Origin of the sequence: Mesorhizobium sp. M0292 (genome assembly GCF_040321695.1) — a bacterium.
Lineage (GTDB): Bacteria > Pseudomonadota > Alphaproteobacteria > Rhizobiales > Rhizobiaceae > Mesorhizobium.
Genome location: NZ_JAMYSB010000008.1, coordinates 163950 through 185505 on the forward strand (window position 1 = coordinate 163950; position 21556 = coordinate 185505).

General features: G+C 63.0%; 22 protein-coding genes. 5 read left to right on the forward strand and 17 right to left on the reverse strand.

All coding sequences use genetic code 11. The features are described 5' to 3' along the window. Positions 1-155: 155 nt before the first annotated feature. The 3 genes from NKI96_RS15215 to NKI96_RS15225 are packed head-to-tail and all read right to left on the reverse strand — an operon-like array spanning position 156 to position 2218. A complete protein-coding gene (locus NKI96_RS15215) occupies positions 156-872 on the reverse strand; it encodes a Bax inhibitor-1/YccA family protein (RefSeq protein WP_023696104.1) in 717 nt (238 codons plus the stop codon). 39 nt (positions 873-911) lie between these two features. Further along, positions 912-1688, reverse strand: coding sequence for an anti-sigma factor family protein (locus NKI96_RS15220; protein ID WP_023741240.1), 777 nt, complete (start codon positions 1686-1688; stop codon positions 912-914). Further along, positions 1685-2218 carry a sigma-70 family RNA polymerase sigma factor gene (locus tag NKI96_RS15225; protein ID WP_023668935.1) on the reverse strand — a complete coding sequence of 178 codons (534 nt, stop codon included), beginning with the start codon at positions 2216-2218 and terminating at the stop codon, positions 1685-1687. The genes NKI96_RS15220 and NKI96_RS15225 overlap by 4 nt, the downstream gene beginning before the upstream one ends. Positions 2219-2393: 175 nt before the next feature. On the opposite strand from NKI96_RS15225, the gene NKI96_RS15230 reads away from it, so the two are divergent. From NKI96_RS15230 to mazG, 3 genes are all read left to right on the forward strand, one after another. Further along, complete coding sequence (locus NKI96_RS15230) at positions 2394-2831, forward strand: DUF3592 domain-containing protein (protein ID WP_352805039.1); 438 nt, start codon at positions 2394-2396, stop codon at positions 2829-2831. Between the two features lie 129 nt (positions 2832-2960). Continuing rightward, positions 2961-4145, forward strand: coding sequence for an amino acid aminotransferase (locus tag NKI96_RS15235; RefSeq protein WP_023701733.1), 1185 nt, complete (start codon positions 2961-2963; stop codon positions 4143-4145). 80 nt (positions 4146-4225) lie between these two features. Next, positions 4226-5050: a nucleoside triphosphate pyrophosphohydrolase gene (gene mazG, locus NKI96_RS15240; RefSeq protein WP_023688462.1), complete on the forward strand. Its 825-nt coding sequence runs from the start codon at positions 4226-4228 to the stop codon at positions 5048-5050. 6 nt (positions 5051-5056) lie between these two features. Here mazG and hflX read toward each other — a convergent pair whose 3' ends face one another. From hflX to dusB, 8 genes are all read right to left on the reverse strand, one after another. Continuing rightward, positions 5057-6448 carry a GTPase HflX gene (hflX, locus tag NKI96_RS15245; protein ID WP_352805042.1) on the reverse strand — a complete coding sequence of 464 codons (1392 nt, stop codon included), beginning with the start codon at positions 6446-6448 and terminating at the stop codon, positions 5057-5059. Continuing rightward, positions 6449-6694 (reverse strand): RNA chaperone Hfq, encoded by a 246-nt coding sequence (hfq, locus tag NKI96_RS15250; RefSeq protein ID WP_006202172.1) that lies wholly within the window; start codon positions 6692-6694, stop codon positions 6449-6451. Between the two features lie 145 nt (positions 6695-6839). Further along, positions 6840-7700 (reverse strand): D-amino-acid transaminase, encoded by an 861-nt coding sequence (locus tag NKI96_RS15255; protein WP_023755217.1) that lies wholly within the window; start codon positions 7698-7700, stop codon positions 6840-6842. A 102-nt stretch (positions 7701-7802) separates the two neighbouring features. After that, a complete protein-coding gene (gene ntrX, locus NKI96_RS15260; RefSeq protein WP_023668929.1) occupies positions 7803-9164 on the reverse strand; it encodes a nitrogen assimilation response regulator NtrX in 1362 nt (453 codons plus the stop codon). Further along, positions 9154-11442: a sensor histidine kinase NtrY-like gene (locus tag NKI96_RS15265; protein WP_352805044.1), complete on the reverse strand. Its 2289-nt coding sequence runs from the start codon at positions 11440-11442 to the stop codon at positions 9154-9156. Before NKI96_RS15265 ends, ntrX begins: the two co-directional genes overlap by 11 nt. A gap of 144 nt (positions 11443-11586) precedes the next feature. Continuing rightward, complete coding sequence (gene ntrC, locus NKI96_RS15270) at positions 11587-13044, reverse strand: nitrogen regulation protein NR(I) (RefSeq protein ID WP_023710528.1); 1458 nt, start codon at positions 13042-13044, stop codon at positions 11587-11589. Further along, complete coding sequence (locus NKI96_RS15275; RefSeq protein WP_023668926.1) at positions 13041-14186, reverse strand: two-component system sensor histidine kinase NtrB; 1146 nt, start codon at positions 14184-14186, stop codon at positions 13041-13043. The genes ntrC and NKI96_RS15275 overlap by 4 nt, the downstream gene beginning before the upstream one ends. Further along, a complete protein-coding gene (gene dusB, locus NKI96_RS15280) occupies positions 14183-15184 on the reverse strand; it encodes a tRNA dihydrouridine synthase DusB (RefSeq protein ID WP_352805047.1) in 1002 nt (333 codons plus the stop codon). The genes NKI96_RS15275 and dusB overlap by 4 nt, the downstream gene beginning before the upstream one ends. A gap of 139 nt (positions 15185-15323) precedes the next feature. Here dusB and NKI96_RS15285 point away from each other — a divergent pair, with 139 nt between their 5' ends. Further along, positions 15324-16547, forward strand: coding sequence for a bifunctional 2-C-methyl-D-erythritol 4-phosphate cytidylyltransferase/2-C-methyl-D-erythritol 2,4-cyclodiphosphate synthase (locus NKI96_RS15285; RefSeq protein ID WP_352805049.1), 1224 nt, complete (start codon positions 15324-15326; stop codon positions 16545-16547). Continuing rightward, entirely contained in the window at positions 16544-17053 is a 510-nt protein-coding gene (locus NKI96_RS15290; RefSeq protein WP_023696095.1) for a CinA family protein, read from the forward strand. The genes NKI96_RS15285 and NKI96_RS15290 overlap by 4 nt, the downstream gene beginning before the upstream one ends. Here the strand turns inward: NKI96_RS15290 and NKI96_RS15295 are convergent. From NKI96_RS15295 to NKI96_RS15320, 6 genes are all read right to left on the reverse strand, one after another. Next, entirely contained in the window at positions 17029-17490 is a 462-nt protein-coding gene (locus tag NKI96_RS15295; protein WP_023736661.1) for a type II toxin-antitoxin system RatA family toxin, read from the reverse strand. The genes NKI96_RS15290 and NKI96_RS15295 overlap by 25 nt on opposite strands. A gap of 11 nt (positions 17491-17501) precedes the next feature. After that, the gene (gene lipA, locus NKI96_RS15300) at positions 17502-18467 is read right to left on the reverse strand and encodes a lipoyl synthase (RefSeq protein WP_023688453.1); all 966 of its coding nucleotides are present in this window, start codon (positions 18465-18467) and stop codon (positions 17502-17504) included. Between the two features lie 208 nt (positions 18468-18675). Next, complete coding sequence (locus tag NKI96_RS15305) at positions 18676-18933, reverse strand: GlsB/YeaQ/YmgE family stress response membrane protein (protein ID WP_023668920.1); 258 nt, start codon at positions 18931-18933, stop codon at positions 18676-18678. Between the two features lie 102 nt (positions 18934-19035). Next, the gene (gene lpdA / locus NKI96_RS15310) at positions 19036-20484 is read right to left on the reverse strand and encodes a dihydrolipoyl dehydrogenase (RefSeq protein ID WP_352805051.1); all 1449 of its coding nucleotides are present in this window, start codon (positions 20482-20484) and stop codon (positions 19036-19038) included. Positions 20485-20506: 22 nt separating this feature from the next. Beyond that, a complete protein-coding gene (locus NKI96_RS15315) occupies positions 20507-21148 on the reverse strand; it encodes an SGNH/GDSL hydrolase family protein (protein ID WP_352805054.1) in 642 nt (213 codons plus the stop codon). Beyond that, a complete protein-coding gene (locus NKI96_RS15320; protein ID WP_352805057.1) occupies positions 21145-21552 on the reverse strand; it encodes a hypothetical protein in 408 nt (135 codons plus the stop codon). Before NKI96_RS15320 ends, NKI96_RS15315 begins: the two co-directional genes overlap by 4 nt. Positions 21553-21556: the final 4 nt, after the last annotated feature.

The window sequence follows — 21556 nt, forward strand, 5'->3', positions numbered from 1 at the left end:
CTGCGTGCGAGCGGCAGGTTAGCAAAAGCCCGCGTGGACTCAAGGGCGCGACATCGCGCTGATAGAGGAGCGATGTCTCCACGCCAAAACGACAGTGGCCGGAGATTCACCTCCGGCCACTGCGAGATCGAGATTGTTGCCTTGCTACGGTTCGACTATTCGCGCTCGCCGGTGAAATTCAGCAACAGCTGGAAGATGTTGACGAAGTTCAGGTACAGCGACAGCGCGCCGAAAACGGCAAGCTTCTGCTGCGATTCCGCGTCGAAATTCTCCGCATACTGTTCCTTGATCGTCTGCGTGTCCCAGGCGGTCAGGCCGACAAAGACGGCAATGCCGATCACCGAGATGGCGAACTGTAGCGCGGTCGAGCCAAGGAAGATGTTGACGACGCTGGCGATCACCACACCGATCAGGCCCATGATCAGGAAGGACGAGAACTGGGTCAGGTCGCGCTTGGTCGTGTAGCCGTAGAGGCTGGTGGCGCCGAACATGGTGGCGGTGATGAAGAAGGTGCGCGCGATGCTGGTGCCTGTGAAGACCAGGAACACCGAAGCCAGCGACAGGCCCATCACCGCGCAGAAGGCCCAGAACATCAACTGGGCGCTCGCCGCCGACATCGTCTGCATCTTGAACGAGAACAGCAGCACGAAGGCGAGCGGCGCCAGCATCACCACCCATTTCAGCGGGCTGGAAAAGATCGGCACGTAGAGGGCCGGCGTCGAAGCGACCACCATGGCGACGATGCCGGTGACGACGAGGCCGATGCCCATGTAGTTATAGACACGCAGCATGTGGCTGCGCAGGCCCTCGTCATAGATGGCGCCGCCGCGTGCGCCAGTGCCCATGCGGTATCCGAGGTCAGGGGTATTCATTGCGGGTTCTCCTTAAGTGGTCTCAGTAAAGTGTCCTGATCAGTAAAGTGTCTTGGCAAGCGTCTCGGCGGCGCGGTCGAGGTCGTGGACATCGCTGCGCGCGACGACCGCGTACGCGACCTCGCCGATCTGGAAATAGGCAGAGGAGATGTCGCCGGAGGGCGCGATGGCAGGCTTGACCACGTCGAAGGTTCCGGGGCGGATCGCAAACAGCGAGACCAGCCCCATATCCTTCGTCTCCAGCGCCACCTCGACGCTCGGCCCGAAGCGCGACGGATAGATCTGCACGTCGCGGACCTTCCAGTCCTTGGGCAGCGATGGCATGACGATTGCGGTGGCGGCGCGGATTTCGTCGCCATTGTAGTTGGGCGCCTCCAGCTGCGAGGGCATCGCCTCGCGCATGAGCGTCGTCTTGTGCGCCCGGATCGCTTCTTCGACATAGGCGGGCGGCGGCGGCGAAGCCACGACCTTGGTCACCAGCAGCGGCCCGAAGAGGCCGTTCGCCAGCCAGCCGGCAGCGACAAAGACGGCGACCGCGGCCGCCCGCTGCAGCACGGCGAAGACGCGGCGACTGGCCAGCCCCCTGCCCAGCCGGCGCGCGACTTCAGTCGTCGCCGGCCGCGCCATGCCTGTGGAAGCAGCCAGCGCCAGGCGCAGTTCGTCGCGCGTCCTCAAGTCGGACATCACCCGCGCCGCAGCCTCCGGACGAGCCGACAGGAACGCCTCGACCTCGATGCGGCGCGCGACATCCAGCTGGTCATCGACATAGGCGTCGAGATCGGTATCGGTCACCGGGTCCCGCAACAGGTCGGTCATGACGGGTCTCCCACGATCCTCAGATGGCTTTTGGCCGGCGAAGGTGCAGCGTTTTCCATCTCGCGCAGTGCTGCGCGCGCCCTGCCGATACGCGACATCAGCGTGCCCAGCGGCACCCCGCTGGCGTCGGCGGCCTGCTGGTAGGAAAGGCCCTCGATGGCGACCAGATGCAGCGCCGAACGCTGCTCCTCCGGCAGACTGAAAAAGGCCTCGCGCACCTGCGCCAGTCGCACGGAATGTTCCTGCGGCGCCGGCGTGCTGGCATCGGTGAGATAGCCGGCCTGCTCGACACGCGCTGATTCCGACCGGCGCGAGCGCATCTTGTCGATGAAAGCGTTGTGGACGATCGACAGCAACCATGCCCGCAGATTGCCGCCCGAGCGGAATGTGTCGCGCCGCTCGTAGGCGCGCACCAGCGCATCGTGCACCAGATCCTCGGCGTCAGTGCCGTCGCGCGTCAGCGAGCGTGCGTAGCGCCTGAGCGAACCCAGCTGTCCGACAATATCGAAGCGTGGCATCGACCGTTTCATGCCCCGTTTACGAAACAGGCGGGGATCTTAATCCATCGCCACCAAAACTTTTTTGCGTCGCCACAATAGGCATCATGCAATCAGAAGTCCGCTGCGCACTTACCCATCTCCCGTGCGGCAGATGTTTGCTTTATGGATGAAGTCTAGCCTTATCCGTCTGTCCCAGGAGCAAAAGATGGCCAATGGTAGTCGTGTAACGGGTTTTGCAGCGTTGCCGATCGTCGGCAGGGTGTTCATCATCTTTGGCATTGTCGGACTGATCGCTTCCGGCGTGCTGGCCATCGTCGAGATGTACGGCCCTCGTACCGCTTCGGCGACAGGCAGGATTGTCGCCGCCGAATACAATCCCCGCATCGAGTTCTCGACCGCCGACGGCACCGTCATCCGCTTCAACAATGCCGTCCACAGCTCGTTCTGGGGTGATGGCGACAGCATCCCTGTCGCTTACGACCCAACCAATCCGCAAAATGCCTCCGTCGACAGCTTCGCCGGACGCTGGTTCCTTGCCGGGCTGGCCGGCATGCTCGGCGGTTTCTCCCTGCTGACCGGCATCGGTCTCGCCGTGATTGGACGGGTGCTTATCCGGCGGATTGGAATGAACCCGTCGCCATAGCCGCCGACCCCTGCCGTACAGACAAAGCTTGGCGTAACGGTCCAGTACGCTAGCGGACTGGCGCAGATGGAAGCACTGGCGAAACGCGGCCGCTTTGCGTATTACTCCGCCGCCATTGGAGCCGTATTGATGTTCGAGACCCTGCAACCTGCCCCGGCCGACAAGATCATCGCCTTGATCGGCCTCTATCGCGCCGATCCGCGCCCCGGCAAGATCGATCTCGGCGTCGGCGTCTACAAGGACCGCGACGGCAGGACGCCGGTCATGCGCGCCCTGCGCGAGGCCGAGAAGCGGTTGCTGCAGGACCAGGACACCAAGACCTATCTCGGCCTTGCCGGCGACACCGGCTTCAACACGGCGATGGTCAAGCTGGCCTTCGGCCCCGCTGCCGACATGACGCGCATCCGCGCCGCGCAAGCGCCTGGCGGTTCCGGCGCGCTGCGGCTGGTGGCGGAGCTGTTGAAGCGGACCCGCCCCGACGCAACCGTCTGGCTGTCGGACCCGACATGGCCGAACCACCCGCCGGTGATGCGCGGGGCCGGCCTCAAGGTGCGCGATTATCCCTATTTCGATGCCGTTTCCGGCGCGGTGCGCTTCCACGAGATGCTGGCAACGCTTGGCGCAGCCGAGCCCGGCGATATCGTGCTGCTGCATGGCTGCTGCCATAACCCGACCGGCGCCAATCTCGATATCGCGCAATGGGCCAGCGTCACCGATCTTGTCGTCGAGCGCGGGCTGTTGCCCTTTGTCGACATTGCCTATCAGGGCTTTGGCGAAGGCCTGGACGCCGATGCGGCCGGCTTGCGCCTTCTCGCGGGCAAGGTGCCTGAAATGGTCGTTGCCTCGAGCTGCTCGAAGAACTTTGCCGTCTACCGCGACCGCGTCGGCGCGGCGATGATCCTGGCGAAGAATAGCGCGCAAGCCGATGTCGCGATGAGCCAGATGCTGGCGGCGGCGCGCGCCATGTATTCGATGCCGCCGGACCACGGCGCCGCCGCCGTGCGCATGGTGCTGGAAGATGATGGCCTTCGCGCCGACTGGGAGGCGGAGCTGGAGGAGATGCGGCTGCGCATGCTGAGGCTGCGGGTCCAGTTCGCCGACGCGCTGCGCCGGCAGTCCAACTCCGACCGCTTCGACTTCATCGCCAGCCATCGCGGCATGTTTTCCAGGCTTGGCCTGACCGAGGCGCAAGTCGAGCGGCTGCGTGCCGAGTATGGCGTCTACATGGTCGGCGACAGCCGCATCAACGTCGCCGGCCTGCCCGAGGACGGCATGGATGACCTCGCCAAGGCGGTTGTGTCGGTACTCGGCTGATACGGCTGAGCTGTGGACAAGGTCAGGCCGCCAGCTGACAGCGTTGGCCGCACGACAGGCAGCGGGATAGCATTCGCCGCATGAAACCTTCGCGCGACATTTCCCGGCTGATCGAGATCATGGCGGCGCTCAGGGCGCCGAAGACCGGCTGTCCCTGGGACATCGAGCAGGATTTCTCGACCATCGCGCCCTATACGATCGAGGAAGCCTATGAGGTGGCGGACGCCATTGCGCGCGGCGATCTCGACGATCTGCGCGACGAACTCGGCGATCTCCTGCTGCAGGTCGTCTACCACGCGCAGATGGCTGAGGAAGCCGGCGATTTTGCCTTCGGTGATGTGGTCGAGGCCATCACCACCAAGATGATCCGGCGCCATCCGCATGTCTTCGGCGACGAGAAGGCGCGCAGCGCCGGCATGGCAAAGGGCATGTGGGAAAAGATCAAGGCTGAGGAAAAAGCCGAAAAGCGAAGTGCGCGCCTCGCCCGCGGCCTCGACCCCGAAGACCATGGCAAGGGTTTCCTGGACAGCGTGCCCGTCGCCCTGCCCGCTTTGACTCGTGCGCTGAAGCTGCAGGAAAAGGCAGCGCGTGTCGGTTTCGACTGGAGCGAGGCAGCACCCATCCTCGACAAGATCGAGGAAGAGATCGGCGAGCTGCGCGAGGCACTGGCTAAGGGCGAAACGGCTGAGATCAAGGACGAATTCGGCGACATGCTGTTTGCCGTCGTCAATCTGGGGCGTCACCTCAAGCTCGATTCGGAAGCGGCGCTTAGCGGCACCAACGAAAAGTTCCGCTCGCGCTTCCACTATGTCGAGCGCGCGATCGATGCATCGGGAAGCACGCTCGAAAAAGCCACGCTGGACGAGATGGAAGTGCTCTGGCAGCAGGCCAAGGGCGTGAAATAATCAGGCTTACTGCCTGTTTTTGCGGTGCAATCGGCTTTCGATCTCTTGCCGGGCGGTGTGCGTGGCCTTGAGTGCGATGGTCGCGCTGCCATCCTCATTGTCTACCCGCGAAACGACGTCGCCATTACGGTATAGCCAGTCGACAAGGCCGAACTGCGGCGGTTCGATCGTCACCGTCAATTCCTCGAGTTCGCCCGACATCCTGGTCTCGATCAGCGCCTTCAGCGCATCGATGCCTTGGCCGGTGACGGCCGAGATGGCGATCGGCGGCGCCTTGTTGGCGTCAGTGCCGTCGGCAAGCAGACGCTCGCGGTTGCCGTCGTCGAGCAGGTCGACCTTGTTCCACACTTCGACGACGCGCTTGGCATCGCCGGCATCGACGCCGAGATCGGCGAGAATGCGCTCGACGTCCTCGGCTTGCGCTGCGGTATCCGGATCCGAAATATCGCGCAGGTGGATGACCAGATCGGCCTCGACGACCTCTTCCAGCGTGGCGCGGAAGGCGGCGACCAGATGCGTCGGCAGGTCCGAAATGAAGCCGACTGTGTCCGACAGGATGATCGGCGTGCCGTGCGGCAGGCGCACGCGGCGCAGCGTCGGGTCGAGCGTGGCAAACAGCATGTCTTCGGCCAGCACGTCGGCCCCGGTCAGCCGGTTGAACAGCGTCGACTTGCCGGCATTGGTGTAGCCGACGATCGCCACCACCGGGAACGGCACCTTCTTGCGCTTGGCGCGGTGCAGGTCGCGTGTGCGGCGCACCGTTTCCAGCTCATGCTTGAGCTTGATGATTTTTTCCTGCAGCTGCCGCCGGTCCGATTCGATCTGGGTTTCGCCGGGGCCGCCGAGGAAGCCGGCTCCGCCGCGCTGGCGTTCAAGGTGGGTCCAGCTCCGCACCAGGCGGCCCTTCTGGTAGTTGAGATGGGCAAGTTCGACCTGCAGCGTGCCCTCCTTGGTCCGCGCGCGCTCGCCAAAAATCTCCAGGATCAATCCGGTGCGGTCGAGCACCTTGGCATTCATTTCTTTTTCGAGATTGCGCTGCTGCACCGGCGTCAGCGGATGGTCGACGATGACCACCTCCGCGTGACCCTCTTTGACGATCTCGGCGAATTCCGCGACCTTGCCGCTGCCGAGCAAGGTTGCCGGGCGTGGATCGTTGACGGTGACCACCGCCGTGTGGATCAGATCCAGGTTGATGGCGCGGGCAAGGCCGACCGCTTCGTCGTGGCGCGCATCCGCCGAACGCGTCAGCCGTGGACGGTTCGTTTCGTCATCGTTGCGCTGATGCCGGGTAAGCACCGGCACAATGACAACCGCCCGGGTCGGACCTGTGGCTTCCGTCCCGGAATTATGTGCTGGTTTCCCGCGGACGCCGCGGTCCGCGTCTTTTTCACGTGCCAATCAGGCGCCCTGGCTTTCCTCGCCATCGAACATCTGAACCGGCTGGCTCGGCATGATCGTGGAAATGGCATGCTTGTAGACGAGCTGGGAGTGGCCGTCACGGCGCAGCAGAACACAAAAATTGTCGAAGGAAGTGACCACGCCGGTCAGCTTGACGCCGTTGATGAGAAAGATGGTGAGTGGATTTTTGCTCTTGCGAACAGAATTCAGGAACAGGTCCTGAAGGTTTTGCGATCGTTCCGCCATTGTTCTTGTCTTTCGCCGATCCCCTTCGGTTTGCAGGCTAATGCGCCAAATTAGCGGGCACATGTCAAGCTTGCAAACACCCCCTTGCCGTCAGTAACGACAAGCAGAACGAGATATATTGATGTGCAGTCCGTCTGTGCGGTTATCAGGCTGGACTTTTTTCCGCAACGTCAAAAAAGGCTTGCCGCAATGAAAGTGTTATCGAACCGGGGTGCCCATTGGCGACCGCGGCACCGTCGATTGCCACGACCGGCATGGCGATTGTCGTTGCCGAACTGATGAAAGCTTCTCGCGCAGCCTTGGCTTCAGTGACTGAAAAACCGCGCTCCTCGATCGTCAACCCGAGCTTTGCCGCCACTTCGAACATGGTCGTGCGGGTGATGCCGCGCAGGATGCCATGCTCCGCCGGCCGGGTGACCAGAACGCCGTCCCTTGTAACGATCCAGGCGTTGGACGAGCCGCCCTCCTTGACGTTGCCATCGGTGTCGACGAACCAGGCTTCCTGGGCGCCGGCCTCCTTGGCTTTCTGCTTGGCCAGCACGTTGGGCAGCAGGCCGGTGCTCTTGATGTCGACCCGGTCCCAACGGTTTTCCGGCACGGTGATGACCTTGATGCCCGCCTCGGCTCGCTTGGCGGCCGCCGCCGGGTCGGCCTTTCTGGCCGTAATCACCAGCGATGACGGTGTATCGGCCGGGAAAACGAAGTCGCGGCTGGCAACACCGCGCGTAACCTGGACATAGACCAGGCCGTTGACGACGTGGTTGCGCCGCACGATCTCGCGCAGAAGAAGCGGCAGCACGCCCTTGGTGACCGGCCAGTCGATCGACAATTCGCTAAGCGAGCGGTTCAGCCGGGCAAGATGGCGCGGCATGTCGACGATAAAGCCCTGCGCCACCTCGCAGACCTCGTAGACGCCGTCGGCGAACTGATAGCCGCGATCCTCGATATGCACGGCAGCGTCGGCATGGGCGACATAGCGCCCGTTCACATAGGCAATGCGCGGCATGGGTGATCCCTCAGAAAAGTCCCGGTTTTTCTATGCGATTCCGCCGCTGCCGTAACCGGCAATTGAATGGGCCACAGCCCGCTGGACCAACAACAACGGGGGTCAGACCCCCAGCGACTTCAGTTTCCGGTGCAGAGCCGAGCGCTCCATGCCAATGAATTCGGCCGTCTTCGAGATGTTGCCGCCGAAACGGTTGATCTGGGCGATCAGATAGTCCTTCTCGAACTGTTCGCGCGCCTCGCGCAGCGGCAGCGCCATGATGTGCTGGTCGGACTGGTTCGGCGTGCGCGGCATGACATCGCCGATCTCCGACGGCAACAGGTCGGCGGTGATCGGCGCATCGATATCGTCGCCACGCGCCAGGATCATCAGCCGTTCGACATTGTTGCGCAGCTGGCGGACATTGCCCGGCCAGTTGTGCGCCTGCAGCACGGCAAGCGCATCGTCGCCGATGCGGCGCGGCTTGATACCGGCCTGGCGAGCGATCTGCTTCATGAAATTGTCGACGAGGTAGGGAATGTCCTCGCGTCGCTCGGCCAGTCCCGGCACCATGACCGGAACCACCGCCAGGCGGTGATAGAGGTCTTCGCGAAAACGGCCGTCGGCGATCATCGCCTCCAGGTTCTGCGAGGTCGAGGAGATGATGCGGACGTCGACCTTGACCCGCTTGGTGCCGCCGACCCGCTCGAACTGCTGTTCGACCAGCACGCGCAAAATCTTGTTCTGCGTCTCGCGCGGCATGTCGGCCACTTCGTCGATGTAGAGAATGCCGCGGTGCGCCTCTTCAAGCGCGCCGACCTTGCGCTCGGTGCCGTTCGATTCGGTGCCGAACAGCTCGATCTCCATGCGCTCGGGCGTGATGTTGGCCGCGCTCAGCGTCACGAACGGCGCGCCCTTGCGCGTCGACAGCGTGTGGATGGCGCGCGCGGCGAGCTCCTTGCCCGAACCGGACGGACCGATGATCATGACGCGGCTGTTGGTCGGCGCAACGCGCTCGATGGTCTGGCGCAGCTGGCTCATCGCCGACGACATGCCGATCAAGTCGAAGGTTTCGCCGCTGCGCTGCTTGAGGTCGGACACCTCGCGCCGTAATTTCGAGGTTTCGAGCGCCCGCTCGGCGATCAGGATCAGCCTGTCGGCCTTGAACGGCTTCTCGATGAAATCATAGGCGCCGCGGCGGATGGCCGACACCGCTGTCTCGATATTGCCGTGGCCGGAGATCATCACCACCGGCAGGCTCGGATGCATCGTCTTGATCTCGTCGAGCAGCGCCAGCCCGTCGAGGCGCGAGCCCTGCAACCAGATGTCGAGGAAAATCAGCCGCGGCGCCCGGTCGGCGATTGCCGCGAGCGCGCTGTCGGCATCGAATGCCGTGCGGGTTTCATGCCCTTCGTCGCTCAATATGCCCGCGACGAGTTCACGGATGTCTTCCTCGTCATCGACGATGAGAATATCAGACGCCATTACCGACCTTTTCAGTTTCTCGTTCGTGTTCCGTTTCGCCTTGACCGCGTGGCGGCGCGGTTGCGGCAGCTGGCGGCAGGATGATCGAGATCATCGCGCCGCGTCCACCGTGGAAGTCCGCAGGCGCATCGTGCAATTCAAGCCGCCCGCCATGGTCCTCCACGATCTTCTTGACGATGGCGAGACCAAGCCCGGTGCCCTTCTCGCGCGTCGTCATATAGGGCTCGAGCAGCCTTTGGCGATTCTCGCGCGGCAGCCCTTTGCCATTGTCGATGACGTCGATTCGTATGGCGCCATTCTGCCGGGCAGCTTGAATCCGGATTATGCCGTGCGAACCGTCCTTTTGTTCCAGCCCGTCAATCGCCTCGGCCGCGTTCTTGATGACGTTGCCGAAAGCCTGCGCCATCAATCGGCTATCGAACGTGCCCTTGAGCGGCTCGTTGCCGAACACGCGTTCGAAAGCAATGTCGGCGCGACTGACTTCGACCAGGAACGACGCCTCGCGCAGCGATTCACGCAGATCGATGGCTTTCATCTCGGGCTTGGGCATGCGGGCGAAAGCCGAGAACTCGTCGACCATGCGGCCGATATCCTCGACCTGCCGGATGATCGTGTCGGTGCACTGGTCGAAAATCTCGCGGTCCTCGGTGATGACCTTGCCGAAGCGTCGCCTGATGCGCTCGGCCGAGAGCTGGATCGGCGTCAGCGGGTTCTTGATTTCATGTGCGATACGCCGCGCCACATCCGCCCAGGCAGACGAGCGCTGTGCCTGGACCAGATCGGTGATGTCGTCGACCGTCACGACGTAGGATTTCTCCTCCTCGCCGTCGTCGCCGGCCTCGATGGTGATCTGCACGTTGAAGGTACGCTCGGCGCCGGTGCGATAGAAGGTGACCTGCTCGCGATAGACCGGCTTGCCGGATTTGCGGCCGATCTCGAAGACACGGCCGACATGCGGCAGCACGGCGGACAGGTTCTGCCCCAGCGCCGCCGTGGCCGATATGGCCAGCATCGTTTCGGCCGATTTGTTGACGATGGAGACGATGCCGTAGGGATCGACGCCGATGACGCCGGCGGTGACGCCGGCCAGCACCGCTTCCGAGAAACGACGCCGTTCGTCGATCAAATCCTTGGCCGACAGGATCTCGTTGCGCTGCGATTTAAGCTCCAGCAGCATCTTGTTGAACGTATCGCCAAGCGAGGCGACATCGCCGTCGGAAGGCCGTACCGGAACGGCGACATCGAGATTGCCGGTCGCAACCTCGTCAGCCGCGCCGATGAGCTGACGGATGGGCCGCACCAGACGGTCGGCCACCGCTATGCCGGTCCAGATGGCCGACAGGATGATGATCAGCGTCAGCGACAGATAGGGCAGCGCGAACGCCACCTGCGACGTCCGCCTGTTGTCTTCCAGGCCGCGATATTCGGCGGTGTTGGACTGGACGATCGCCCTCGCCTTGATCACTTCGGGGTCGACCAGGCGATTGGTGTAGAGGTAGAGGCCTTCGATCTCCCGCAGCTTGATGATGGCGCCCATGATGTTGCGCGTCTTCGGCTCGATCAGCACCGGCTTGCCGTCGGCCGCACTTGCCACCGCGCCCTCAGGCGGTGCCGGCATGGCGAAGTCCGCATCGGTCTGGGCACTCACGACAAAGGAGCCGTCCTCCCTGACCAGCGCCGCATGCACCAGGCTTCTGCCGACGGCTTCCTTGTTCATCAGGTCGAGAAAGCCGGTTCGATCGAGGCCGTAAAGCGTGCGCGACGCATCGAGATCGTAGGCCATCGACAGCGTCGTGCCCTGAAGATTGCGAGCGTTTTCCTGCACATAGGCGTCGGCGATCGACAGCGACGAGTTGACGATCGCCTTGGTGCGGATCTCGAACCAGCGGTCGAGGCCGATATCGAGCGTGATCGAGGCGATGATGGCCACCATGATGGCGGGGATGGCCGCGACCAGCGCAAACATCGTCACGATGCGCACATGCAGCCGCGACGCCGCCTTGCCGTGCCGGCGCGCCATGGTGATGCGATGCACCTCGCGGCCGACGAGGGCAATCAGCGCCAGCACAAATAAGGCATTGGCCGCAATCAGCGTCAGCGTTGTGTTTGCGTCTGGCGTGATCGGCGTGGCGCCGACAAGAATCGCAAACGAGATTGCCGCCGTAACCAGCGCGCCGGCAATTGCCACAACGCCGGGCAACGCAAGCAGCCGCCGTCCATCCCTCTGGCCGGGTCTGCTGAAAAGCGGTTCGTTTGATGTCAGAGCTTGCGAAGCCATGTCGCCGTCTAAGAGCCAGTGATTGCGTCGGATGTATGCAACGCATTGTGGCGATTATGCAACAAGTGTGGCCGTGACGGAAATCTTTCGGCCGCCGATCCCCTGAAAAGGGGACGACCTCGCGTCACTTCGGGCGCCAGGCGCTCATGATCTCGACGATTTGTAGACGTTGACGCCCAGCTCGCGAATCTTCTTGCGCAGCGTGTTGCGATTCAAGCCGAGCAATTCGGCCGCCTTGATCTGGTTGCCGCGCGTTGCCGTCATGGAAGCGAGCACCAGCGGATATTCGACCTCGGACAAGATGCGCTGATAGAGACCTGCCGGCGGCAACTCACCGGCGAAAGAGGCAAAATAGCGCTGCAGGAAGTGCTCCACCGCCTGGCCGATGGATAGATCGTCCGGGATCAAATTGCCGCCGCCGGGAACGACCGGTCTTTCGCCTGTCTTCAGCTCGGCTTCAATGATCTCGGCTGATATTTCGTCCTGCGAATAGAGCGCCGCAAGCCGGCGCACCAGGTTTTCCAACTCGCGCACGTTTCCCGGCCACGGATAGCGCTTCATCAATTCGATGCCGCCGGTCGAGATGCGCTTGGTCTGCAAGCCTTCGCTGGCGCCGATCTTGAAGAAATGCCGCACCAGATCGGGAATGTCTTCCGATCTCTCACGCAAACCCGGCAGCCGAAGCGGCACGACATTCAGGCGATAGAACAGATCCTCGCGGAAAAGCCCCTGGTTGATCAGCGTGCGCAGATCCTTGTTGGTGGCGGCGACGATGCGCACATCGGTCTTGATCGGGGTGCGCCCGCCGACCGTTGTGTATTCGCCCTGCTGCAGCACGCGCAGCAGCCGCGTCTGCGCCTCCATCGGCATGTCGCCGATCTCGTCGAGGAACAGCGTGCCGCCCTCGGCCTGCTCGAAGCGGCCGGTCGAGCGGTTCTGTGCGCCGGTGAAGGCGCCCTTCTCGTGGCCGAACAGCTCCGATTCGATCAAATCGCGCGGGATCGCCGCCATGTTGATGGCGACGAACGGACCGCCGCGGCGACGGCCATATTCGTGCAACGCGCGCGCCACCAATTCCTTGCCGGTGCCGGACTCGCCCGAGATCATCACCGTCAGGTCGGTCTGCATCATGCGCGCCAGCATGCGGTAGATGTCCTGCATGGCGGCCGACCGGCCGACCAGCGGCATCGCGTCAGGCTGTTCTTCCGGTCGCGTATCGATCTTCGGTCGGCGCGGCTCTGACAGCGCCCGGTTGACGATGTTGAGCAGTTCGGTCAGGTCGAACGGCTTCGGCAGATACTCGTAAGCACCTGTTTCGGAAGCACGAATCGCCGTCATGAAAGTGTTTTGCGCGCTCATCACGATGACCGGCAGCTCGGGCCGCGCCTTCTTGATGCGCGGCAGCATGTCGAAGGCGTTCTCGTCCGGCATGACAACGTCGGTGATCACCAGATCGCCCTCGCCCGCCGCCACCCAGCGCCACAGCGTCGAGGCGTTGGAGGTCACGCGCACCTCATGGCCGACGCGCGACAGCGCCTGATTGAGCACGGTGCGGATGGCCGCATCGTCGTCGGCGACGAGAATATTGCCGCGAACCGTCATTTGCGGTCTCCTTCGCCTTCATCATCGGCAGTGTCGATGGGTGTTTCTTTCCAGGCCGGCATCAGGATTCGGAAGGTGGTGCCGCGCGGCGTCGAATCGCATTCGATGATGCCGCCATGCTCGCCGACGATTTTCGCCACGAGCGCCAGGCCGAGCCCCGACCCGTTCGGCTTGGTGGTGATGAACGGATCGAACAGGATCGGCAGAATGTCTTCCGAAACGCCCGAACCATTGTCGCGCACGCAGAATTCAAGCGGCAGCGACACGCGGTCCTGGGTTCCGGGAACGGACACGCGGATGCCCGGCCTGAACGCGGTCGACAGCACGATCTCCCCCTGTGGGTCGCCGCCGATGGCCTCGGCGGCGTTCTTGACCAGGTTGAGGAACACCTGGATCAGTTGGTCGCGGTTGGCGAAAACCGGAGGCAATGATGGATCATAGTCCTCCATTATCCTGATTCTCTTGGCAAAACCGTTCTTCGCGATTGCCTTCACATGGTCCAGCACGACATGGATGTTGACGGGATAGCGGTCAATCGGCCGCTCGTCGGAAAACACCTCCATGCGGTCGACCAGGGAGACTATGCGATCAGTCTCGTCAGTGATGAGGCGGGTCAGCGCGCGATCCTCGTCGGACGCCGAGAGTTCGAGCAGCTGTGCGGCGCCACGAATGCCGGACAGCGGGTTCTTGATCTCATGCGCCAGCATGGCGGCAAGGCCGGTGACCGAACGCGCGGCACCCCTGTGTGTCATCTGCCGGTCGATCTTGTCGGCCATCGAGCGTTCCTGGAACATCACCACGATCGAGCCTGGGAATTCCGGCACCGGCGCGACATAGAGATCGACGACCTTCTCGATGCCGAGACGCGGCGACGACACGTCGACACGGTATTCGTTGACCGGCGCACGGCGCTCGCGCACCTGATCGACCAGCTGCAGCAACGGGCTGCCGAACGGGATCAGCTTGGACAGTGTGTTGCGGGCAAGCATGTTGGCACTTGAACGGAAGAAGTCTTCCGCATCGGCATTGGCGTAGGTGATGAACCCGTCCGGATCGACCATGATGACCGGACGGCGGATGGTGTTCAGCACGATACTGGCGGCATCCGCCATGTCGGAGCTCGGTGTGACGGTGGCGTTCATGCGGCGCTCCGCAAGGGCGTGGCTTCGCCGGAAAACACCTCATGCAGCAAGGCAATGACGCGGGCGGGTTCGAAAGAGATGAGGATGGCTTTCCGCCGCTCATCGGAAACGCCAGCAGAGTGGCGGTCGAGATACCAGCCGAGATGCTTGCGCGCCTGGCGCAAGCCGCTTTCGACGCCGTAAAGCGTCAGCATGTCTTCGTAGTGGGAAACGATGTAGTCCGCCATGGCTTGCGGGCTTTCGCCCGCAGCCGTTGCCGCGATGTGGCCCGCCGTCCATGGCGCGCCATAATGCGCGCGGCCGATCATCACCGCGTCGGCGCCCGACTGTTCAAGGATTTCGGCGGCCTCCGCGGGCGAGCCCACATCGCCGTTGGCGACCACCGGGATCGAGACGGCGTCCTTGATGCGGGCGATGGCGCCCCAATCGGCCTTGCCTTGATAAAACTGGCAGCGCGTGCGCCCATGCACGGTCACCATTTTAACACCGGCCTCTTCGGCGCGGCGCGCCAAAACGGGTGCATTGAGCGCATTGTCGTCCCAGCCGAGCCGCATCTTGACCGTGACCGGCACCTGGACCGCGCCGATCACCGCTTCGATCAGCGACAGCGCATGGTCGAGATCGCGCATCAGCGCCGAGCCGGCATAGCCGCCGGTCACCTTCTTGGCCGGGCAGCCCATATTGATGTCGATGATGTCGGCGCCCTCGCCGGCAGCGATGCGCGCGCCCTCGGCCATGTGCTCGGCCTCGCGGCCGGCAAGCTGAACCATATGGACGGGCAGCCCGGAATGACGGATGCGCAGGTCGCATCCGACCCTGCCCTTGGCAAGCTCGCCGCTCGCCACCATTTCCGACACGACCAGGCCCGCGCCATGCGCGTAGGCGCGCTGCCGGAACGGCTCGTCCGTTATTCCCGACATGGGCGCGAGGAAGACGCGGTTGCGGATCGTCACGCCGCCAATGTCGAGCGGCGAAGCCAATTTTGTCACTTCAGGCATGCACAAAAACCAAGCATATCGGATTGCTGCACATTCTCTAGCCATAAGAAAGGCATTGTGCAACGCGCAATGACGTCACATCGCGACGCATTTGGGAAAATGCTGGCCTTCGCCATAAGCCGCGACTAAGCCTCTCGGCATGACAGACGCAAGCGAAAAACCGGCCGAGGCGACGACCGACAAGGTCGGCGTGGTCATCGTTGCAGCCGGCCGCGGCGCGCGCGCCGGACAGGCCGACGGGCCGAAGCAATATCAGCGCGTCGGTGGCCGTGCCGTCATCGCGCGCACGCTGGAGACGTTCCTGGCGCATCCCGAAATTGGTCCCGTCGTCGTCGCCATCCATGCCGATGACCGCGCGCTTTTTGACAAGGCAGCCGGCCTGTATGCCGAGCGGGTTACCGCCGTGGTCGGTGGCGAGTCGCGCCAGGCCTCGGTCCGGCTCGGCCTGCTGGCGCTGAGGGATCGTACGCCCGGCCGTGTCCTTGTCCATGACGCGGTGCGGCCGTTTGTCGACGCGGCCCTGATCGACCGTACCATCGCGGCCATTGGCGAGCGCCAGGGCGCGCTGCCCGCTTTGCCTGTCGCCGATACGCTGAAGCGCGAGTCGGCGACCGGCATGATCGAGGAGACGGTGCCAAGGGCCGGCCTTCATGCCGCGCAGACACCGCAAGGCTTTCCGTTCTGGCCGTTGCTCGCCGCGCACGAAAAGGCCCATCATCTCGGCAAGACGGATTTCACCGACGATGCCGCGATTGCGGAATGGGCGCATATTCCGGTGAAAATCGTCGAGGGGTCGCCGGACAATGTCAAACTGACCTGGGCAAGGGATATCGCGATGGCGGATCAACGGCTTACTGGTGAGCGTTTTCCAGACATTCGCACCGGCAATGGCTATGACGTGCACGCTTTCGAGGCCGGCGACCATGTCACTCTGTGCGGCGTCGCCATTCCGCACGGCAAGAAGCTTTCCGGCCATTCGGATGCCGATGTCGGCCTGCACGCGCTGACCGATGCGTTGCTCGCCACTTGCGGCGCCGGCGACATCGGCACGCATTTCCCGCCTTCCGATCCGCAATGGAAGGGCGCGGCGTCAAAGATTTTCGTCGAGCATGCGGCCAGGTTGGTGCGCGAACGCGGCGGGCGCATCGCCAATGCCGATATCACGCTGATCTGCGAGGCGCCGCGCGTCGGCCCGCATCGCGAGGCGATGACCAACGCGTTGTCGGCAATGCTGGGCATTTCCAGCGATCGCATCTCGATCAAGGCGACGACCAACGAAAAGCTCGGCTTTGTCGGCCGCGAGGAAGGCATCGCCGCCATTGCCACCGCCAGTGTCGTCTTCCCCGGGGAGGTTCCCGCATGAACAACAGCGATCTCGCCAATGCCCTGCTCCAGGTCTGCCAGCAACGCGGCATCATGCTGGCGACGGCCGAGAGCTGCACCGGCGGCATGATCATCTCGGCACTGACCGACATTGCCGGCTCGTCCGCTGTCGTCGATCGCGGCCTCATCACCTATTCCGATGAAGCAAAGATGGAGATGCTCGGCGTCTCGCCCGCCACACTCGAGGCGCATGGCGCCGTCTCGCGCGAAACGGTTCTGGAGATGGCGGAGGGCGCTCTGGCGCGCTCGCGCGCCGGGCTGGCGCTTGCCGTCACAGGCATTGCCGGCCCAGGCGGCGGTTCGCCGGAAAAACCGGTCGGCCTCGTCTGGTTCGGAGTTGCCCTAAGAGGTGGGCCGGTGGCTGCCGAGCTCAATATGTTTGCCGACAATGGCCGCGACTTCATCCGCCGTGAGACCGTCAAGCATGCGCTGGAGATCGGCCTGCGCGCGCTCGGCGACACTCATGAGATGGGCGTCGTTCCGTAGATGACGTCCGCACGTTTTTCGAAGGCTTCGGAAAACATGCGGAAGGCGCGATCGAACATGGTGCCCATCAACACGCCGAGGATACGGCTCTTGAACTCGTAGTCGATGAAGAAGCGAACGTTGCAGCCGCCGCCGTCGGCCGGCTCGAAGCGCCAGATATTGCTGAGATATTTGAACGGCCCATCGATGTATTTGACGTCGATTGTGTTCTCGTCCGGCTTCAGCAGCACCTGCGTCGTAAAGGTCTCGCGGATCGCCTTGTAGCCGATGCTCATATCGGCGAGGAGAATGGTGCGGCGATCACGCTCCTTGCGAGAGCGCACCGTCAGCGCCTCGCACAGCGGCAGAAATTCAGGATAGGTCTCGATATCGGCGACCAGCGCAAACATCTGCTCCGGCGTGTGGGCAACGCGGCGTGTGGCTTCGAATTTCGGCATTGAAGCAGGATTTAACTGGCTTTTTTGAGCTGCGCCTCACGCGCCGCCCGCAGCCTGGCGAAATCGTCACCGGCATGATGCGAGGAGCGCGTCAGCGGGCTCGACGCCACCAGCAGGAAACCCTTGGTCTTGCCGATCGTCGCGAAGGAGTTGAACTCCTCCGGCGTGACGAAGCGGATCACCGGGTGGTGTTTCTTCGACGGCTGCAGATACTGGCCAATGGTCATGAAGTCGACATTGGCCGAGCGCAGGTCGTCCATCAGTTGCAGGATCTCGTTGCGCTCTTCGCCGAGGCCGACCATGATGCCGGACTTCGTGAAGATCGACGGGTCGAGCTCCTTGACCCGCTGCAACAGCCGGATCGAGTGGAAATAGCGAGCACCCGGCCGCACCGTCAGGTAGTTCGACGGCACGGTTTCGAGATTGTGGTTGAAGACATCGGGCTTGGCCGCCACGACGATCTCCAGCGCGCCCTCCTTGCGCAGGAAATCGGGCGTCAGGATTTCGATCGTGGTCAAGGGCGTCGCTGCTCGGATCGCCCGGATAACCTCGGCGAAATGCTGCGCGCCGCCATCGGCGAGATCGTCGCGGTCGACCGAGGTGATGACGACATGGGTCAGCCCCATCTGCTTGACGGCATGCGCGACACGCGCCGGCTCATCGGCATCGAGCGCGGTGGGAATGCCGGTGGCGACATTGCAGAAGGCGCAAGCGCGCGTGCAGATCTCGCCCATGATCATGAAGGTGGCGTGCTTCTTTTCCCAGCACTCGCCGATATTGGGGCAGCCGGCCTCTTCGCACACGGTGACCAGCTTGTGCGACTTCACGATCTCGCGGGTTTCGGCATAGCCCTTCGACATCGGCGCCTTGACGCGGATCCAGTCGGGTTTGCGCAGCACGTCCTGATCAGGCTTGTGTGCCTTCTCGGGGTGCCGCAGGCGCGGCGCGTTGGCGATCGTGTCGAGAACAGTGACCATCTCAAACCTGACTTGTTGGCGTCTGCCCGTCGGCATTCGCCCTTCTGGCGTCATCTAGGACTTTTCGGTGCAAAGAAAAAGGCTGCGGCGGCGCATGCCGCCACAGCCTTTTTCGCATAGCGGCGATCCAGAGCAATTCCAGGAAAAGTGTGACACGGTTTTCCGTCCGGAATTGCGTCAGAAGAACGAGATAAAACGGCGAGCCGTTTTATCGGCGTATCAGCCGCCCGGCAAAGATCAGCAGGCAGGCGCCGATGAAGCCGGTGATCAGGTAGGCGAGCCAGCCGACACCGAAGGGTTCGATGTTGAGCGCCCTGAGAATTGCGTTCAGCACCACCGCGCCGACAATGCCCATAATGATGTTCATCAAGACGCCGGTATTGCTCTTCATGACCATCTCGGCCAGCCACCCGGCCAAACCGCCGATGATGATGGCCGCAATCCAGCCCACGCCATTCACGTCCATATGCCAACTCCTCCAGTGTCAGGTGAAAATGCATCCGGAAACGAACTGTCTTGCCGTAAGGTTCCTCCGGCGCATGCGTCTGAGTCTCGCGGCACCAATTTATCACGCGTTGAGCGCACGGCCATAGGCATCGAGCACGCTTTCCTTCATCATCTCCGACAGCGTCGGATGCGGGAAGATGGTGTGCATCAGTTCTTCCTCGGTGGTCTCCAGGTTCATCGCCACGACAAAGCCCTGGATCAGCTCCGTCACCTCGGCGCCGACCATATGCGCGCCGAGCAGCTGGCCGGTCTTCTTATCGAAGATGGTCTTGATGAAGCCTTGGTCCTCGCCAAGCGCGATCGCCTTGCCGTTGGCGCCGAACTGGAAACGGCCGACGCGGATGTCCTTGCCTTCGGCCTTCGCCTTGGCTTCGGTGAGCCCGACCGAGGCGACCTGCGGGTTGCAATAGGTGCAGCCCGGGATCTTCAGCTTGTCTGTCGCATGCACGCCGGGGAAATTGGCGATCTTTTCGATACACACCACGCCTTCATGCTCGGCCTTGTGAGCCAGCATAGGCGGTCCGGCGACATCGCCGATGGCGTAGATGCCGGGCACGTTGGTCTTGCCATAGCCGTCAATGACGACGCAGCCGCGATCGGTCTTCACGCCGAGCGTCTCGAGGCCGAGATTCTCGATGTTGCCCTGCACGCCGACGGCCGAGATCATGCGGTCGGCGGTGATCTTCTCGACCTTGCCGTCCTTCATCTCGACATGGGCGGTGATCGAGTTGGCACCCTTCTCGACCTTGGTCACCTTGGCCTCGAGGATGATTTTCATGCCCTGCTTCTCGAACTGCTTCTGCGCGAATTTCGAGACCTCGGCATCCTCGACCGGCATCACCGCCGGCAAAAGCTCGACCACCGTCACCTCGGCGCCCATGGTGCGGTAGAAGGAGGCGAACTCGATGCCAATGGCGCCCGAACCCATGACCAGCAGCGATTTCGGCATCTCCTTCGGCACCATCGCCTCGAAATAGGTCCAGATCAGTTTGCCGTCCGGCTCGATGCCGGGCAGCGCGCGCGGCCGGGCGCCGGTGGCCAGAATGATGTGCTTGGCGGTATAGGTGCCCTCGCCCTTGACGCCCTTGGGCACCGGCGGCTGCGGCTCCATCGGTTTCTTGGCCGTCTTGGAGACGACGATTTCACCCGCCTTGGAGAGCTTGGCCTCGCCCCAGATGACGTCGACCTTGTTCTTCTTCATCAGGAAGGCGACGCCGCCATTGAGCCTCAACGACACTTTGCGCGAGCGGTCGACGACAGCGGCCGTGTCGGCGCTGACCTTGCCGCCTTCGAGCTTCAGGCCGTAGTCCTTCAGATGATCGGAATAGTGCATGATCTCGGCCGAGCGCAGCAGCGCCTTGGTCGGGATGCAGCCCCAGTTGAGGCAGATGCCGCCGAGGTGCTCGCGCTCGACGATGGCAGTCTTGAAGCCGAGCTGGGCGGAGCGCACCGCCGTGACATAGCCGCCGGGGCCCGAGCCGATGATTATGACGTCGTAGGATTCTGCCACGGGGTTTCTCCCTGATTTTTCTCTAGAGTTCCAGCATCACACGCACCAGCGGCACCAGCCCCTGGCCAATATTTCGCGTGTTTTCGGCATCGAGATGGACCCCGTCGATCGGTGTGGTCGAAGCCACCGTGCCGGCATCGAAAAAGCCGCAGCCGGCCTCGTCGGCGAGCGCGGAATATTGCGGCGCCAGCCGCTTCGAGGCCTCGTCGCCGCCGGCAAACATTTCCTTGAATTCGGCATTGTCGGTGCGGCTGACCGCGGGTGGCGCAACGATCAGGATTTGCGGCGCGGCCCAGTCGAACGGATAATCGTGGCCGCGTACGATGTCGATCAGCCGCTGCACGCCTTGCTTGGCCGCGACCGGATTGCCGTGGATCCAGGGCTTCATGTCGTTGGCGCCGAGCATGATGATGATCAGGTCGAGCGGCGCATGGCTGGTCAGGATTGTCGGCAGCACCCTGGCGCCGTTGCGGTCCGCACCGGCCAGGTGATCGTCGAAAGCGGTGGTGCGGCCGTTCAGACCTTCGGCAATGATTTCGATATCATCGTCGCCCAGCGCCGCCTTGAGCACGCTCGGCCAGCGGTCCCCGAGAGCATGGCGGCCGAGGTTCGCGGCGTCGTAGCCCCAGGTCAGGGAATCGCCATAGCAGAGGATCGTCTTCATGCACCCGCCTTAAGCCCGCGCCGCACGCGCCATCCAACGAACAGCCACTGCACGATAACCGTGGCGATGCTTGGCAAAATCAGACCGGCGACAACGGGGAGATCGCCCGACCACTGGGCTTTGCCCGGCGGCTGCGAGAAGGTCCAGGCAATCAGCCCGATTCCGGCCAGCACGAACAACGAAACCCCAACAAGCCCCGTCAGGTTTATCGCCCTTTGCGGGTTTGGCACGAACTGCGCGATGAAAAACGCCACCGTCGCAACGATGGTGACCAGCGCCGAAACCATGAAGACCAGGATGTATTCGGAATTCGCATTGGTGACGATTGCCAGCCACAGCGCCACCAGCCCGCCGGCCAGGCCGGAAAGGATCAGGGCGAAAAGGCTGGTGACGAATTTCCGCACAGCC